Source organism: Streptomyces neyagawaensis (genome assembly GCF_023516595.1).
GTDB classification, from domain to species: Bacteria; Actinomycetota; Actinomycetes; order Streptomycetales; family Streptomycetaceae; genus Streptomyces; species Streptomyces neyagawaensis.
The window spans coordinates 1-14168 of the sequence record NZ_JAMGBG010000105.1; the positions used below are offsets into that span (position 1 = coordinate 1).

14 protein-coding genes and 2 pseudogenes are annotated in these 14168 nt (G+C 69.2%); 11 read left to right on the forward strand and 5 right to left on the reverse strand.

Annotation, left to right across the window (positions count from 1 at the left end; genetic code table 11):
• Positions 1-342 precede the first annotated feature (342 nt).
• The 3 genes from M8J73_RS33320 to M8J73_RS33330 all read right to left on the reverse strand — a co-directional run bounded on the left by M8J73_RS33320 (position 343) and on the right by M8J73_RS33330 (position 1447).
• Positions 343-510 carry a hypothetical protein gene (locus tag M8J73_RS33320; RefSeq protein WP_169797849.1) on the reverse strand — a complete coding sequence of 56 codons (168 nt, stop codon included), beginning with the start codon at positions 508-510 and terminating at the stop codon, positions 343-345.
• A gap of 223 nt (positions 511-733) precedes the next feature.
• On the reverse strand, positions 734-1000 hold the full coding sequence (locus M8J73_RS33325) for a hypothetical protein (RefSeq protein WP_055539104.1): 267 nt from the start codon (positions 998-1000) through the stop codon (positions 734-736).
• 54 nt (positions 1001-1054) lie between these two features.
• Positions 1055-1447, reverse strand: coding sequence for a hypothetical protein (locus tag M8J73_RS33330; protein ID WP_055539103.1), 393 nt, complete (start codon positions 1445-1447; stop codon positions 1055-1057).
• Positions 1448-1731: 284 nt separating this feature from the next.
• Between M8J73_RS33330 and M8J73_RS33335 the strand changes: the two genes are divergently transcribed.
• From M8J73_RS33335 to M8J73_RS33345, 3 genes and pseudogenes are all read left to right on the forward strand, one after another.
• Entirely contained in the window at positions 1732-4392 is a 2661-nt protein-coding gene (locus M8J73_RS33335) for a DEAD/DEAH box helicase (RefSeq protein WP_079054875.1), read from the forward strand.
• A 589-nt stretch (positions 4393-4981) separates the two neighbouring features.
• Entirely contained in the window at positions 4982-5185 is a 204-nt protein-coding gene (locus M8J73_RS33340; RefSeq protein WP_249829451.1) for a hypothetical protein, read from the forward strand.
• Positions 5186-5475: 290 nt separating this feature from the next.
• Positions 5476-5791: pseudogene (locus M8J73_RS33345) on the forward strand (LexA family protein); the annotation flags it as partial.
• Positions 5792-5803: 12 nt separating this feature from the next.
• Here M8J73_RS33345 and M8J73_RS33350 read toward each other — a convergent pair.
• The gene (locus M8J73_RS33350; protein WP_055537978.1) at positions 5804-6682 is read right to left on the reverse strand and encodes a nucleoside triphosphate pyrophosphohydrolase family protein; all 879 of its coding nucleotides are present in this window, start codon (positions 6680-6682) and stop codon (positions 5804-5806) included.
• Positions 6683-6780: 98 nt separating this feature from the next.
• Here M8J73_RS33350 and M8J73_RS33355 point away from each other — a divergent pair, with 98 nt between their 5' ends.
• The 4 genes from M8J73_RS33355 to M8J73_RS33370 are packed head-to-tail and all read left to right on the forward strand — an operon-like array spanning position 6781 to position 9186.
• Positions 6781-7065: an acyl carrier protein gene (locus tag M8J73_RS33355; RefSeq protein WP_063799174.1), complete on the forward strand. Its 285-nt coding sequence runs from the start codon at positions 6781-6783 to the stop codon at positions 7063-7065.
• Complete coding sequence (locus M8J73_RS33360) at positions 7062-7469, forward strand: helix-turn-helix domain-containing protein (RefSeq protein WP_055537979.1); 408 nt, start codon at positions 7062-7064, stop codon at positions 7467-7469. The genes M8J73_RS33355 and M8J73_RS33360 overlap by 4 nt, the downstream gene beginning before the upstream one ends.
• Positions 7466-8344, forward strand: a complete 879-nt coding sequence (locus M8J73_RS33365; RefSeq protein ID WP_055537980.1) for an ImmA/IrrE family metallo-endopeptidase — start codon at positions 7466-7468, stop codon at positions 8342-8344. The genes M8J73_RS33360 and M8J73_RS33365 overlap by 4 nt, the downstream gene beginning before the upstream one ends.
• A 53-nt stretch (positions 8345-8397) precedes the next feature.
• Entirely contained in the window at positions 8398-9186 is a 789-nt protein-coding gene (locus M8J73_RS33370; RefSeq protein WP_063799175.1) for a thymidylate synthase family protein, read from the forward strand.
• Positions 9187-9194: 8 nt separating this feature from the next.
• On the opposite strand, the gene M8J73_RS33375 is transcribed toward M8J73_RS33370, so the two are convergent.
• The gene (locus tag M8J73_RS33375) at positions 9195-10220 is read right to left on the reverse strand and encodes a nucleotide kinase domain-containing protein (RefSeq protein ID WP_206187801.1); all 1026 of its coding nucleotides are present in this window, start codon (positions 10218-10220) and stop codon (positions 9195-9197) included.
• A 51-nt stretch (positions 10221-10271) separates the two neighbouring features.
• Between M8J73_RS33375 and M8J73_RS33380 the strand changes: the two genes are divergently transcribed.
• The 4 genes and pseudogenes from M8J73_RS33380 to M8J73_RS33395 all read left to right on the forward strand — a co-directional run.
• On the forward strand, positions 10272-10556 hold the full coding sequence (locus tag M8J73_RS33380; protein ID WP_055537982.1) for a hypothetical protein: 285 nt from the start codon (positions 10272-10274) through the stop codon (positions 10554-10556).
• A 289-nt stretch (positions 10557-10845) separates the two neighbouring features.
• The gene (locus tag M8J73_RS33385) at positions 10846-12123 is read left to right on the forward strand and encodes a DNA-binding protein (RefSeq protein WP_240501485.1); all 1278 of its coding nucleotides are present in this window, start codon (positions 10846-10848) and stop codon (positions 12121-12123) included.
• Positions 12124-12431: 308 nt separating this feature from the next.
• A complete protein-coding gene (locus tag M8J73_RS33390) occupies positions 12432-13142 on the forward strand; it encodes a TnsA-like heteromeric transposase endonuclease subunit (protein ID WP_276205964.1) in 711 nt (236 codons plus the stop codon).
• Positions 13139-14168 (forward strand): annotated as a pseudogene (locus M8J73_RS33395) (transposase); the annotation flags it as partial. The gene M8J73_RS33390 and the pseudogene M8J73_RS33395, both read left to right, overlap by 4 nt.

Below are 14168 nucleotides of genomic sequence, written 5' to 3' on the forward strand. Positions count from 1 at the left end.
CTGCGCCCGAAGCAAGCGAACCACCGCGCTGCGCGCGGTGGTTGCGCTCCCGCTCCGCGGGAGCGCTGGCGGGTGGCTGCGCCACCCGCGCAACCGGGCCGCTGCGCGGCCCGGTTGACGGTCCGTTCGCTGCGCTCTCGGACCTGCGGGACATTCGTCCCGCAGGCAGGCTTCCGCTTCGCTGCAGCCTGATCGGCGGGTCCGCTGCGCTCCCCCGCCTCGCCGGTCCTTCCGGCTTCGCCTCCAGGACCTTCAGGGCCCGCTGCCGCGGGCCTGGCTGGCTACAAGAGTGTGTTTCGTGGGCCTGGTGACGGGTTGTCATTGGGCCCACGAAGGAGTGGGTTAGCGCCTGCGGGCCCAGCCGGCGCCGATCCCGGCAACGTGCAGGGCCAGGGCGGTCAGCCCCAGCAGCATCACGTTCACCGAGGAGAACACATCGTTGGTGCTGAGTTCAGCCGCGTTGATCAGAAACGACAGGAAGAACAACACCGCCGCGACTATGCCGAGCATGAGACGGACTCCTCTCCAGAAGGGGGTGAAGCCCGTATGCCCTGCCTTCGCCCTCGCAGACGTAGGCCTGCGCCTTCAGGACCACTGGACCGGATGCTGGGTGGTGCCGGTGACTCTGCCATCAGGTGATGCAGTATGTAGCATTGGAGAAAAGACGGGGGCACTCCCTTGGGCTGGCCATCGGCACTTGATTGGAAGTTTTAGTGGGTGCCTGAATTTCGAGTCACAGCTCCATGACGATTCCCCATACCAGGGCGGCAGCGCCCAGAAAAGGTGCCAGCAGCATTACGAAGAAGGCGGAGCTGGAGAGCTGGGCCGGGTTCCGTTGTCCGGCCTCGCGCGACTGCCCGTTGCTCCAGGCCACGGCTACGAAGAGGACGATCATCAACCAGTAGGGGCCACCATGCCGGAACAGCTGTACTGCGCCAACCGTCAGGCAGAGGAGCGAGAACGCAGCGGTGTAGGCGGGTTTGATGCCGTAGAGCGTCAACTGTTCTGCCTCTTCTGCTCGTTGGTGCAGGATGTGGTGAAGCGGAGAAGCGGCTCAGGGACCGCCCCACCCGACCGACTCGTCTTCGGGATCCTCCGTCGCGTACAGGGACGGCCCCAGGCGCTGCGCCAGTGTGTCTCCGATGATCTGCGTCCGGGTCACGCTGCCGTCGTCGGCCTCCGTGAGCGCCGCGTAGAAGGCCATGTCGATCCAGTCGCCGGGATGGTGGTGGAAGAGGTCCACGGTCTCGTGCGGATACTCAGTGCGCAGCCGGGCGAACGCCTCTTCGTACGCTCCCCTCGTCATCGCGCCGGGGCCGCTGATCACCGCCGTGAGCCGGCCGGACTCCCACCGCCACACCCGTATGTGCACACCGCCCAGCACGCCGAGGCCCTGCCATGGGGCCTCGGCGCGGATCAGCTTCGGGAAACTGTCTTCGCCGGTCACCCGGGCTCCCCTCTCTCTCCCTGTGCGACGACCTTGCGCGTTCCACGATCCCAGGCGTACGCCGCCGGGGGCGACCCTCAGTGAACGCCGGCCTCGGCGGGAGGCACACCGCTGTACTGGCCGTCAGTCAGGCAGGGCTGATCGGTTCGGGCTCGTCCTGGCCTCTGGTTGAGGTCGCCGAGCAGGCGGTGGTCAGTGAGGCGGTACGGTATCTGTCCCATATTTTATGCCGTTCCGATGCTACCCAGAACCGTGGTGAAGGACCTCAGGGGAGAATTTGCAGAATGCCGGGTATTCAGCTTCGAGAACACCAGATCGACCAGAAAGCGGCTTTCCGCAAGTGGGTAGGATTCCCTGCAAGATCGCCTGTGCCGCCGGAGGGTGCACGGGCCACGATCGTGTCCGCGACCGGATCGGGCAAGACGATCACCGCGGCCGCGTGCGCTCTGGAGTGCTTCCCGGGCGGGCGGATCCTCGTGACCGTGCCGACCCTGGACCTGCTCGTGCAGACCGCCCAGGCATGGCGGGCGGTGGGTCACCGCTCCCTCATGGTCGCGGTGTGCTCGCTGGAGAACGACCCGGTGCTCAACGAGCTGGGCGTGCGCACCACCACCAACCCCATCCAGCTCGCCCTGTGGGCCGGGTCGGGGCCCGTCGTCGTGTTCGCCACATACGCCTCCCTCGTGGACCGCGAGGACTTCGACAGCCCGATGGGCCAGGGAAAGGTTCGGGGGCCGCTGGAGGCCGCTCTGGCGGGCGGAGAGCGGCTGTATGGACAGCAGATGGACGGTTTCGCGCTCGCCATCATCGACGAAGCCCACTCAACCGCAGGTGATCTAGGCCGGCCGTGGGCGGCGATCCACGACAACCAAAGGATCCCCGCCGACTTCCGGCTCTACCTGACCGCAACCCCGCGCATCCTCGCCTCCCCCCGGCCGCAGAAAGGCGCGGACGGCCAGGAGCTGGAGCTCGCCTCGATGGGCCAGGACTCCCCCACCTACGGGCCCTGGCTCGCCGAGCTCGGGCTGAGCGAAGCGATCGAGCGGGGCATCCTCGCGGGCTTCGAGATCGACGTGCTGGAGATCCGCGACCCCTCCCCCGTCCTGGGAGAGACGGAGGAGGCGCAGCGGGGCCGGCGCCTCGCGCTCCTGCAGACGGCGCTCCTGGAGCACGCCGCCGCGCTGAACCTGCGCACGGTCATGACCTTCCACCAGAAGGTGGAAGAGGCCGCGGCGTTCGCGGCCAAGCTGCCGCAGACGGCGGCTGAGCTGTACGCGGCCGAGGTCTCCGACGAGGCCCTGGTCGACGCGGAGGCCCTGCCGAAGTCGTCGATCGGCGCGGGGTTCTACGAGCTGGAGGACGGCCGCCACGTACCCCCGGAGAGAGTGTGGTCGGCATGGCTGTGCGGCGACCACCTCGTCGCTGAGCGACGGGAAGCCCTACGGCAGTTCGCCAATGGCATCGATGCCGCGGGCCGCCGCGTACACCGGGCCTTCCTTGCCTCCGTCCGGGTGCTCGGCGAAGGCGTTGACATCGTCGGCGAGCGGGGCGTGGAGGCGGTGTGCTTCGCCGACACCCGCAGCTCGCAGGTGGAGATCGTCCAGAACATCGGCCGCGCGCTCCGGCTCAACCGCGACGGCTCCACGAAGGTCGCGCGGATCATCGTGCCCGTCTTCCTGGAGCCCGGCGAGGACCCGCAGGACATGGTCGCCAGCGCCAGCTTCCGCCCCCTCGTAGCCGTCCTCCAAGGCCTGCGCTCCCACTCGGAACGCCTCGTCGAGCAGCTCGCCTCCCGCGCCCTCACCCACGGACAGCGCAAGAACCACCTTCAGCGCGACGAGGACGGGCGGATCGTCACGGCCGGCGGCGAGGTGCGCGAGGACCAGGAGCAGGACGACACCGACGGTGCGGCCGAGTCAGCGCTGCTGCACTTCTCCACTCCCAGGGACGCGGCGACGATCGCCGCATTCCTGCGCACCCGGGTCTACCGGCCCGAGTCCCTGGTCTGGCTCGAGGGCTACCAAGCCCTGCTGCGGTGGCGGGCGAAGAACGAGATCACCGGCCTCTACGCCGTCCCGTACGACACGGAGACGGAGGTCGGCGTGACGAATGCCTTCCCGTTGGGGAGGTGGGTGCACCAGCAGAGGAAGGCGCTGCGGGCCGGGGAGCTGGAGGAGCGGCGCAAACAGCTGCTGGACGCCCCTGAGGCCGGGATGGTCTGGGAACCGGGTGAAGAGGCGTGGGAGGCCAAGCTGGCCGCGCTGCGGTCGTACCGGCGGGCAACCGGGCACCTCGCTCCGCGCCAGGACCAGGTGTGGGGCGAAGGCGAGGCGATAGTGCCCGTGGGGCAGCACATGGCCAACCTCCGCAGGAAAGGCGGCCTCGGGAAGAACCCGGAACGGGCGGCGGAACGCGCGAAGCAGCTGGCCGCGATCGACCCCGACTGGAACTGCCCCTGGCCACTCAACTGGCAGCGCCACCACGCCGTGCTCCGCGACCTCGCTGAGGACGAGCCTGGTGGGGTGCTGCCTGAGATCCAGCCCGGCGTACTCATGGACGGCGACGACATCGGGCGATGGCTCCAGCAGCAGCGCAAGCCGGGCACCTGGAAGCTGCTGTCCACCGAGCAACAGCAGCGGCTGACCCAGCTGGGCATCAAGCCCGTCCAGGCGGCGTCTCCGGTCCCGGCGGCAATGCGTACGACGAACGGCACGGGAAAGGCGCAGCAGGCCTTCCAACGCGGACTCGCAGCCCTCACCCAGTACATCCAGCGCGAGGGCATCCAGAAGGCAGTGCCGAGAGGACACGTCGAACGTGTCGTCATCGACGGCCAGGAACACGACCACAAGCTCGGTGTATGGATCTCCAACACCAAGACCCGCCGCGAAAAACTCACCCACGACCAACGCACCGCACTCGCCGAACTCGGGATCGACTGGGCGTAGCAGCAGAGTCTGAAGGTTACTGAAAGCTGTGCGCGCGACCGCGGCGTGGGTGATTTTCTTGCCCTGCTGCTCCAGAGCCGTCAGCGCCGTCAGAACGCGCTGACGTTTCTCGAGGCTGATGCGGCGGCGGGCCTGGGAGCTCCGGCAGCCAGAGGCGCCTCCGATCGTGCGGTGCGGAACCTCGGCAAGTTGATAGCCGTATTGGATCGCGACTGAGCCCCCACCCCGGCCCGACTCCCCCGCCTCACCAGCTGCGTGCGTCTGGTGACAGCAAGCCCGCCCCCTAGCCGATGACAACTAGCGGACAGCTGCGCGGCGCGGACCAACGGCGCGAGTTAGGGCCCTTTCACTTACCTGACTATCACTCAATTGCCGATGTGATCCCAGTCACGCTACTTCGGCTTTCTCGGAAGTTAGTGAATTCCAGCGCGTACCCTGACGGCTGTCAGGGTACGCACTGAATTCGCTAAAGGTGGCCTGACCTGCGAAAACGGGAATTGCGATCTTGGTCCCGCAGTGGCCAATCTGATGTTGTGCCGAGGCGCCCGGCGCACACCATCGACGATCGCAACTCATCAGGGGGAAACCCGTGTTCGACCTCACGCAGATCATCCCGCTCGCGCTCGGCGCCGTCTCTCTCGTCGCCATTGCGTCCGATCCGTACGCCCCATGCGGCAACGAGGCCAAGCAGCAGGCCGAGACCATCACCGACCACCTGCGCGCCGTGGCCAACCACGCTCGCGCGGTCGTGGTGCTGATCGTCCGTAAGACCGGCGCGGCCGGGGACCAGTAGGTCACGCCCCGGCGGACGCCGTCCGCCGGGGCACGCAGTACGAGGGGGTGCTGGACGTCCGGGCCTACGACGACTCTCTCGATCTGGCGCTGTTCGAGGCGGCATTCTGCTTCACCTGCCACGAGGTCCGCGTGCAGGGAACGGCCGTGCCGCCCGCCCTGGCCCGCAGTTCTTCGGCCCGGGCGCCCTGCCGGCCCGGACCCTGCTGTCTCCTTGCCGTAAGGAAGGTCCATAGCCGACAGACTGGATGAGCGTCACGACAGAGACCCAGGACGGCTCCGTGCAGCCCGCCGACCGCGTCATACGCCCCGCTCGCCGACCGGATCGCCACCGAGGAACGGTAGGGGACGGCTTACCCTCCCCCCGCCAGCTCGTCGGTGACGGTGAGCTGTTTGTGCTGAAGGTCGTCGGTGACTCAATGGTCGAGGCAGCGATCTGTGATGGCGACTGGAGCACCGTCCGCCGCCTGCCGTCGCCGAGAACGGCGACATCGTGGCCGCCACGCTCGACGGCGAGGCCACCGTCAAGCGCTTCAAGCGTGAGGACAGCCATGCCTCGCTCCTCCCGCACAACTCGCCGCCGGGGCCAATGGCGCTGGCGGGCTGAGCCGGGCCTGGGTTAGAGCGGATCGACGGTGAGAAGGCGCTGGTCGAGGTCCAGGTGGATGATGCCGCCGTTCTGCTCACGCAGCTGACGCCATGCGGTGTAGCCGGTGAGGATGGCGTGCTCCCAGTCGGCGGCGCGGCAGATGCTGACTTCGAGGTGGGCGGTCATGTGGCCAATGGTGGTGAGTAGTTCGTTGTCGATGTGCTTGATGTCGGCGAAGTAGCGGTGGCGGGCGGCGTAGGAGAAGACGAGGGCGGAGATGCCTTCTTCGATGGCAATGGCGCGGCCGCCGTCTTCGGCTTCGTCGGTGTGGGGGCTGCTTTTTCGTTTGCGGCCGAGGAGGAAGCGGGTGACGGGGGACCAGCCGAGGACGGCGGCGTGGGCGAGGTGGAAGGCGTCGTGGAAGCGGTAGTCGTCTTCGATGTGGGAGGCGCTGGTGAGGGGATCGCCAGCAGGGGTGCCGTCTTCGCGGGTGAGGACGATGACGGTACTGCCGTCGTCTCGGGTGGTGGGGGTGAAGGTGAGGGTGGTCTGGCGCGGGAGGCGTTCGTGGTCGGGGAAGTGGTCGTCGAAGCGGGTGTGTTCGGCGTCGGGGGTTGTGCGCCAGCGGTCTTTGGTCTTTTCCAGGCTGGCGGTGGCGATGTCGTCGAGGTCGAGGTCGAAGCGGTGGGCGAGGGCGGCTATGTACCACAGAACGTCGCCGAGTTCTTCGCGTAGCTGATGCTTGCCCTGCTCATGGGCGGGCCCGTCGCGCAGGTGTTTCTTGTAGGCGGTGGTGAGGGAGCCGACCTCGCCGGCGAGACCGAGTAGGGGGATGAGGACGGGGTCCGTGTCCTCGGTGGGGGGTTGGAGGGTTTTGACGGCGGCCTGCTGATAGCGCTTGAAGTCCACGCCTCACTCCTTGTCTGATCATGTGACATGCCTGTCAGATTCCCCGACGTTGTCGTATCGTAGGACACCGACGTTGGAAATGCAGACGATCGGGAGGAATGCTGAGCACCGTCACACCAGGCACCGACGACATCGTCTCGGTCGTGATCGAGTTCCTGGCCGAACTGCAGGAGAAGCCCGCACCCGAGGTGAGGGCCGAACTCGAGGACGGCGGAGCGGAGTTGCCGGTCGACTCGCTCCTGATCGTGGAGATCCTCACGCGCATTGAGGAGCGCTACTCCATCGCCATCCCGGCCGACCGCCAGTCGGCCGAGGCCACCCGGTCCGTGCAGGCGTTCGCCCGCGCGGTACGGGAAGCCATCATCGAAAGGCAGCAATCGTGACCCCTCCGCCCTCCGACGCCCGAGCCCGCGATCCCGAACTCACCCGGCTCGGCGAACGGCTGAAGAAGACCCGCGACTACCTCAACATGTCGCAGCAGTTCGTCTCCGACAACACCGGCATCCCCCGTTCGGCGATCAGCGACATCGAGCGCGGTGAGCGGCGTGTGGACAGCCTGGAGCTGAAGAAGCTCGCCCGCCTGTACCGGCAGCCGGTCGCCTACTTTCTTGCCGAGGAAGAGGATGCGGACGCCGGCGAGTACGCCCTGGCTGGACTGCCGCGCGCACTGGCCCAGTTGACCGACGGTGACCAGAAGACGGTGATGGAGTTCGCCGAGTACCTCTCGCTGCGGCGGGCGGCCGAGAAGGAGCAGGAAGACTCCGCGGAACAGGACAGTCAGCGGTGAACTGGGCGGTGGCGCACCGCATCGCCGGGATCGCGGCTGCCCAGGCCCACCGTGATCTGGGCATCGACCGCACCCGTTACGTACCCGTCCACCAGGCATTGAAGAGAGCCGAAGTCGTCGGCATGGCGCAGCCGATGCCGCGCCTGTTCGGCGTCTACCTCTCCCCCGCCGACAACGGGCCAGCCGTGCTGCTCAACGCCAAGCTGAACATCGTCACCCAGCGGCACACCGCGGCCCACGAACTCGGGCACCACCAGTTGCGGCACCGTACAGCGGCCGACGACGACCTCAGCCCGGCGCTGCGGTGGGGCAACGGCAGCTGGCCGGACGAGGAGAAGACCGCGGAGGCATTCGCCGCATGGTTCCTCATGCCACGCCCGGCGGTGCTGGCCGGTCTCGACCGAATCTGCCAGGGCCAGCCGACCAGCCCGGAGCATGTGTACCGGCTGGCAAGGGAGCTGGGCACCTCCTACGCGGGCACCGTGCGGCATCTGCAGAACCTTCGTCTGCTGGATGCCGACCGTGCTCGCCAGTGGGCGAAGATCTCCCTGGCCGCGCTGCGCGGTTCCCTGGCGGGCGGGGCGGCCCTGTCTGCGGAAGCCCAGGTCCATGTCGTCACCACGTCATCCCATCAGCAGCAGATACATGTCGACGTCGGTGACGTGCTGACCGTCCGCAGCGCCGGAGCTGCGTTCGTCTCGCTGCCCAAGGGCCTGGCCCGCTGCACGGATGTAGAGCAGGGGGCCGTGGTGACCGACGAGCTGGGCGATCCGGTCGTGCTGGAGGTGTCGGCGGCCGACTGGAATGAACCGGTCCGGCTGACGGTGGTGCGGGACGCGCCCCGCGCCGGTGTGCTCGACGTCTGGCCGGACTGACCACCTGCCGCACCGGACTCCTTTTTGCCCCGTCGACCGTGCCAGGAGGATTCATGATCAGCTTCGAGGTCACCGGCCGTGACGTCACCCGCGCCTGGATCGCCGCCTGCAATGCCCTGGACCGCAAGGACAACCCGTCGCGCACCGGCCTACACACCGTCGTACGCATCACCGATCCCACCACAGACGACACCGGCTTCCGCACGGAACTGGACCGGCTGCGCACCGCCAAACGGCACGAGCCGATCGATACCGTCGCCGGCACCGTTTTCCCGGCCGGCCTCGCGGCCCGGGCCGCCGATCACGCCGATCTCGTGTCCCGCTACCGCGCCATGTACCCGCGGCTGAAGAAGTTCCCGGGCAATGCGCACGGCACCTACTTCGGCCGCCTGGTCGCCTACCCCGGCGCGAAGAAGACCGACATCGACCAGGTCGGCAACATCATCAGCCGGCTGCGCAAGCAGGCCTCGGGCAAAGGGCCGATGACCGCCGCCTATGAAGCGGACCTCGCCCACCCCGACGACGGTGACGTGCCGGCCGAGCTGCTCGTGCACGCAGCCGACCGCGACAACCTCTACCGCGGCTTCCCCTGCCTGAGCCACGTCTCCGTCCAGCTGGACCGTGACGGCCGAGTGCACGCCGCGGCGCTGTACCGCAGCCACTACATGTTCGAACGGGCCTACGGCAACTACCTGGGCCTGGGCAGGCTGCTCGCCTACATCGCCGACCAGGCCGACCTGGCCGTCGGGACCCTGACCGTCGTGGCCGGGCACGCCCACCTGGACGGGCCGATCACCGCCATACGCCCGCTGCTGAGTGACACCCCGCCCCTGGCCGCATAACACCCGCCTCAGCTAGGCGCGTTGATCCCCCACTTGGGCGGGAACCAGGCCGGTACCGGTGCCGTCGAGGAGCGGTAGGTCTGCTTGATGCGGCTGCGGCCGCTGATTCCTGCGATCTCCGGGTGGGCGACGCGCGCGTACTTGTCGACCTCGCAGAACAGGTTCTGGCAGTCGATCAACTGCAGCGGGCGCCCCCGCAACCCTGCAAAGTCCAGGCCCAGGCGGGCGAAGTGCTCGTCCTGGGTGTCGGCCATGTACCGGATGACATCGGCCTCGATGCCGTCGGCGGCCACACCGAAGCACTTGCGGATCCCGTCCCTCGCGCCGGGCCCGGGCACGACGAAGTCCATCTCCGAGAACGGCATCTGTGCCGCGTAGTTGAGGTCGATCACGAACTGGTACGCCAGGAACGGACCGATGGCCGGATAGCCCAGCAGGACTTCGTAGGCATCCCGCAGCGTTGGCGCCGCCAGGACCTTCTCCGGGGCGCCGGACGTCATCATCATCTCCAGCAGCCGCAGATGATTGCGGTGCTTGCGCTGCTCCCCCAGCTGCGGCGGCGGCACGATGTAGGCGGCCGAGTACAGCCGCTCCCCCGCCGCGAATGCCCGCGACATCACCCGGTCAAAGACCCGGTGGTCGTAGCCGTCCCACCGCACCTCGCCCAGCTCACCGGTCAGCAGCCGCCACGTGGACTCCTTGTTGAAGACCTTGAACAGCAGGGTGCGGAAGAAGACCTCCTCCCACTCCGGCTCGCCGTCGTAGATGACGTCACCGATCAGGACCTGGCTGACCCGGTCCGCAGCCCGGTAGCAGTTGGTGAACCGGTACCGGGACAGGATCGGATCACTCGTCCACGGCCCCCGCCCACCGGACAGCCGCGCCTCGTACACCGCCTGACGTGCCGCAGCAAAACGCCAGTACGTGTCGAAAACGGGAGTCGGGTGCAGTATCCGCCCCGCAATGCGGATCCCGGCCGCAGCAGCAGCCCCCGAGCCCTCCGGCCTCCGGCGTCCTTGCAGCAGCGTCACCATGCACTCAATATATATTCGATACAGGGTAGTTGGCACGGACAAGGGGGACCCGTGGACCTGCTGTGGCAGCAGCCCCGCCGCAACACGCTCGTCACCTGGCCCAACGACGTCGACCAGCGCCTCGACATACTCGTGCGGGCCGCGGTCGCCTCCGGCGAACAGACGTCCCGCTCCCAGATCCTGGCCGCACTCGTCGCCACCGCCGAAGCGAGCCCCGACGCCGTAGCCGATCTCCTCCACGCCTACCGGCGGCTGCCCACCGACGCCCTGGCCGCGGACAACGAACGCCCCGACCTGCCCACCATCCGCACCCCCGGCCCCACGCGCACACAGTGACTCGGCGGAGGCTCTCCGCAGCTGAAGTTGGGCGGTGACGTCTAGCCTTGTGCAATCGGCCCCCGGAACCAGGCCAGCCCGCCAGACGCGAACCACCCAGGCAGGGGCCACGGGCTGGCCGTGAGGCGCGTGTGGGGCTGGCACTGAGCAGGAGCAGGAAACGGCATCGGGGGTCTGGTGTGGCAGCGGGGGTGTTGCGGACCGTGCCGCTGGCCGGGGAGCTGACCGCATCGTTGATCAGCCGCGTGGCGGCCCGCTACGGTCTCCCGACCGGCGGTGTGCTGCGGCTGTGGATGTGCCGCAACTCCCCGCCCGGCACGACGGCGGTGGTGCGAGGGCGGACGCGGAGGTCGTCCTCAACGAGGCCGGGCGGCAGGTGCTCTCCGAGCTGTGCAGGGTGGAGCCCAAGGTACTGGCGCGCGCTTTGCCTGCCTTCTCCATGGACGACCCCAAGATCAGCACCGGCCGGGAGGCCGGGGTGGCACAGGCACGGTGGCGGGCGGCGGGCACGGTGGCGGGTCCGGCCGCGTTCGGCTGCCGGCTGTGCACAGCGCGGCGCACCGGACAGGCACTGCGAGCGGTGCACTACGTGCCACGGTGGCATCGGGTCTGCCTGCGGCACGGGCGCTGGCTGCTGGACGCGGACGCCGACCAGCCGCTGGAACACCTCGATGTGCGCGGCGCGGCTGAGGCGGTGGCCGCGCAGCGGCGGTGGCCGGGCGTGGCGCGGCGTGCGGTGCAGGCCGGGGTGGAGCCGGAGCAGGTGTTCACGCTGGCGCATGCAGTGGTGGCTCGCTGGTGGGAGCAGGCCCTGTACTGGGAGCAGGAGGAGATCTGGCCGCGCCGTCTGCACCAGCTAGCGGGCGGCAACGCGGGATCACGGCTCGCGTGGTGGCGGATCGTGGGCCGGGACGCGGCGATCTTCCCGGAGGTGGTGGCCATCGCAGACGCGTTGCTGGAACCGGCCATGGCCGAGGTGGCCTGGCAGGCAAGCGGCGGGATGCGGCCTCGGGCGCGGAGCGCCGACGATGCGTTCTGTCACCGGCTGGGCGAGCGGGTGGGCCGCACCTGGCTGGGGCCCGAACTTGCGGCCGACCACGGCAGCCCGCTGAACGGCTGGAAGGGCGCGATCGTGCGCGCCCGCCGCCACGAGACGGGACCGCCGGGCTGGCAGGAGGATCCGTGGCACCTGAAGCGGGAACAGCAGCCCGCCACGATGGCCGGCCAGCTGCGCGTCATGGCGGCAGAAGCCCAATCAGGCGGCTCGGGAACCCGGTGGCGGGCCACCGTTCCTGCCGAACAACGGTTCCACATCACGCAGTTGGTCGACGAGGCACGCGAACAGCTGGTGGAGCTGCGCGGCGTGCACAGCGGCACCACCGCCGAGGTGGCCCGCACCCTGCTGGAGCACCTCAGCCACAGTGCCGACCTGATCGACCAGGCCCTCGTGCATACCGCCGCCGCAGCCGTCGACTCCGGGGTGGCGCTGGAGGAGGTGGCCCAGTGGTCCCGTCTGCCCGCCGAGGAGCTGGCCGCGGTGCTCGCCCTGGGTGAGGGCGAGGACTGACACAACGGCCTGCAAGGGGAACGTGAAAGTGCGGGACTCTGCACTGACACCGGTGCCCAGTCGCGGCACCCTTGGGTGCCGCGCGCAGCCCAACGTCCGGCGGTTGCACCGATGTTGCGGTTACCGGCCGGTTCTCCTGCGCGGCAGGTCAGGCATGGCGTTGTGTGGAGTACGTGATCATCGACAGCAGCCAGGAGACCGCATCGTCCGCGGTGCCCGGGGCCGGGTGCCGCATCCCCGAGCCGCACAGTACGGGTGGGGCTGTTCGACGCGAAGAAGCTGCGGCTGTAGAGGCCAGCCTGATCGATGTGCGCTTTCGAGACCCTCTGGGGTGCTCGCGTCAGGTCCCGTGGCTTGAGGCTGCTCAGGACGTCGTCTTCGAGGAGAGTCCTGCGGTACGGCCTTTCCCCGTCCGGCCCGGGCGGCGTGTGGCTCCGGGCTGGTGGTGGTCGTCGACGACCGGGCGGCTGGTGGCGTACGGGTCCGGTGTCATGCGGACCGAGCTGATGCTGTTGGACCGAGATCCGGCGGTGGTGGCGCTGGCCTGTCGGCCGGTGGAGCTGATGTGGCGTGAGGAAAGCAGGGTCGTCGGTCATGCGCCGCAGCTGATGGCCAGGCTTCAGGACGGCAGCGGCCTGTTGCTCGACTGCGCCGGACGCAGCGGGCCCTCTGCCCGGCTGGCGGCGCGGGCACGGATTGTGGCGGGTGCCGCCGAGGCAGCGGGCTGGTCCTATCGGCTGGCGGGGTCGCCGGATCCGGTGCTGGTGGCCAATGTGCGGTGGCTGGCGGGTTACCGGCAGCCCCGGTACGCCGCAGGTCCGTGGATGCCGGCTCTGCTGGAGGCGTTCGCCAGTCCGCGGCCGGCGGTGGAGGCGGTGTGTGAGCTGGGGGATCCGATCGCGGTGTGGCCTGCGGTCTTTCACGCGCTGTGGAGCGGTGTGCTGCGGGTGCGGCTGGATGAACCGCTGCACGAGCGTGCCGTGGTCTCGGTCGCACGGCAGGAGGCCGAAGCGGCGTGACGCAGGCGGTTGTCGAGGTCGGGGCGCGTCTTCGCTACGACGGACGGGTATGGACGCTTGCCGTGCTGGAAGGCGCCCGGGCCACGCTGGTGAGTGACGAGGGCGCCTCGGCGGTGGTGCTGCTGCCCTACCTGTTCGCCGATCCGTCCTTCGATGTGGAAGGCGGGACGGCGCCGGGGAGGGTGCCGCCGTTCGGCCTGCTGAAGGCCCTGCCAGTCGAGGTGCGGGAGCGGGCTCTGGCGTGGCAGCGGCATGTGCAGGAGGTGGAGACCGGCTTTCCTGACGCGGTCGGGCAGGGCGCCCCGCGTGAGCAGTTCGATCCGGCGACGCGGAGCCTGGCACAGCGGGAGCGGGCGAAGGCTGAGGAGTTGACGGCGGCGGGCTGGTCGGCGAGTACGGCGACGGTGCGCCGGATGCGGGCGCGCTACCGCAGCGAGGGCTTGTGGGGACTGGTGGACGGCCGGGCGGTGCGGGAGCGATCGGCGGTGGGGCGGGCCGATGAGCGGGTGGTCGCGGCAGTCAGGACAGTGCTGGAGGGGCAGCGGGAGCGGTCGACGGGCACGCTGGTGCGGCTGCGCCGCCGGGTGGGGTGGCTGCTGGAGGAGGAGTACGGCGCGGGGGTGGTGGCGCTGCCGCCGGCGTCGACGTTCAACCGGCTGGTGCACGCGGTGGCCGACGGACAGGGCCTTTTGGGGACGGCGGCGCAGCGGCGGTGGCATGCGTCGCGGCCGGCGCCTCCCTTCACGCCGACGGTGGCACTGCGGCCGGGCGAGCTGGTGATGCTGGACAGCACGCCGCTGGATGTCCTGGCGGTGCTGGACGACGGTGTGACCGGCCGTCTTGAACTGTGTATCGCGCTGGACGTGGCGACGCGCAGCACCGCGGCGCAGATGCTGCTGGCGCAGACGGTGGTGCCGGTGGCGATGCGGCCGGGCTGGGACAAGGCGCTGTCCATGCAGCGGTCGGTCATCCCCTACGAGCGGCTGATCGCGTTGGACGCGCGGCTGGAGCAGGCTGCCGCCCGGC

What these genes read in the sequence shown, in the direction of transcription:
- M8J73_RS33375 (WP_206187801.1), bottom strand. Translation starts at nt 10,220, where the DNA reads ATGGTGACGCTGCTGCAAGGACGCCGGAGGCCGGAGGGCTCGGGGGCT.
- M8J73_RS33370 (WP_063799175.1), top strand. Translation starts at nt 8,398, where the DNA reads ATGATCAGCTTCGAGGTCACCGGCCGTGACGTCACCCGCGCCTGGATC.
- M8J73_RS33335 (WP_079054875.1), top strand. Translation starts at nt 1,732, where the DNA reads ATGCCGGGTATTCAGCTTCGAGAACACCAGATCGACCAGAAAGCGGCT.
- M8J73_RS33355 (WP_063799174.1), top strand. Translation starts at nt 6,781, where the DNA reads ATGCTGAGCACCGTCACACCAGGCACCGACGACATCGTCTCGGTCGTG.
- M8J73_RS33320 (WP_169797849.1), bottom strand. Translation starts at nt 510, where the DNA reads ATGCTCGGCATAGTCGCGGCGGTGTTGTTCTTCCTGTCGTTTCTGATC.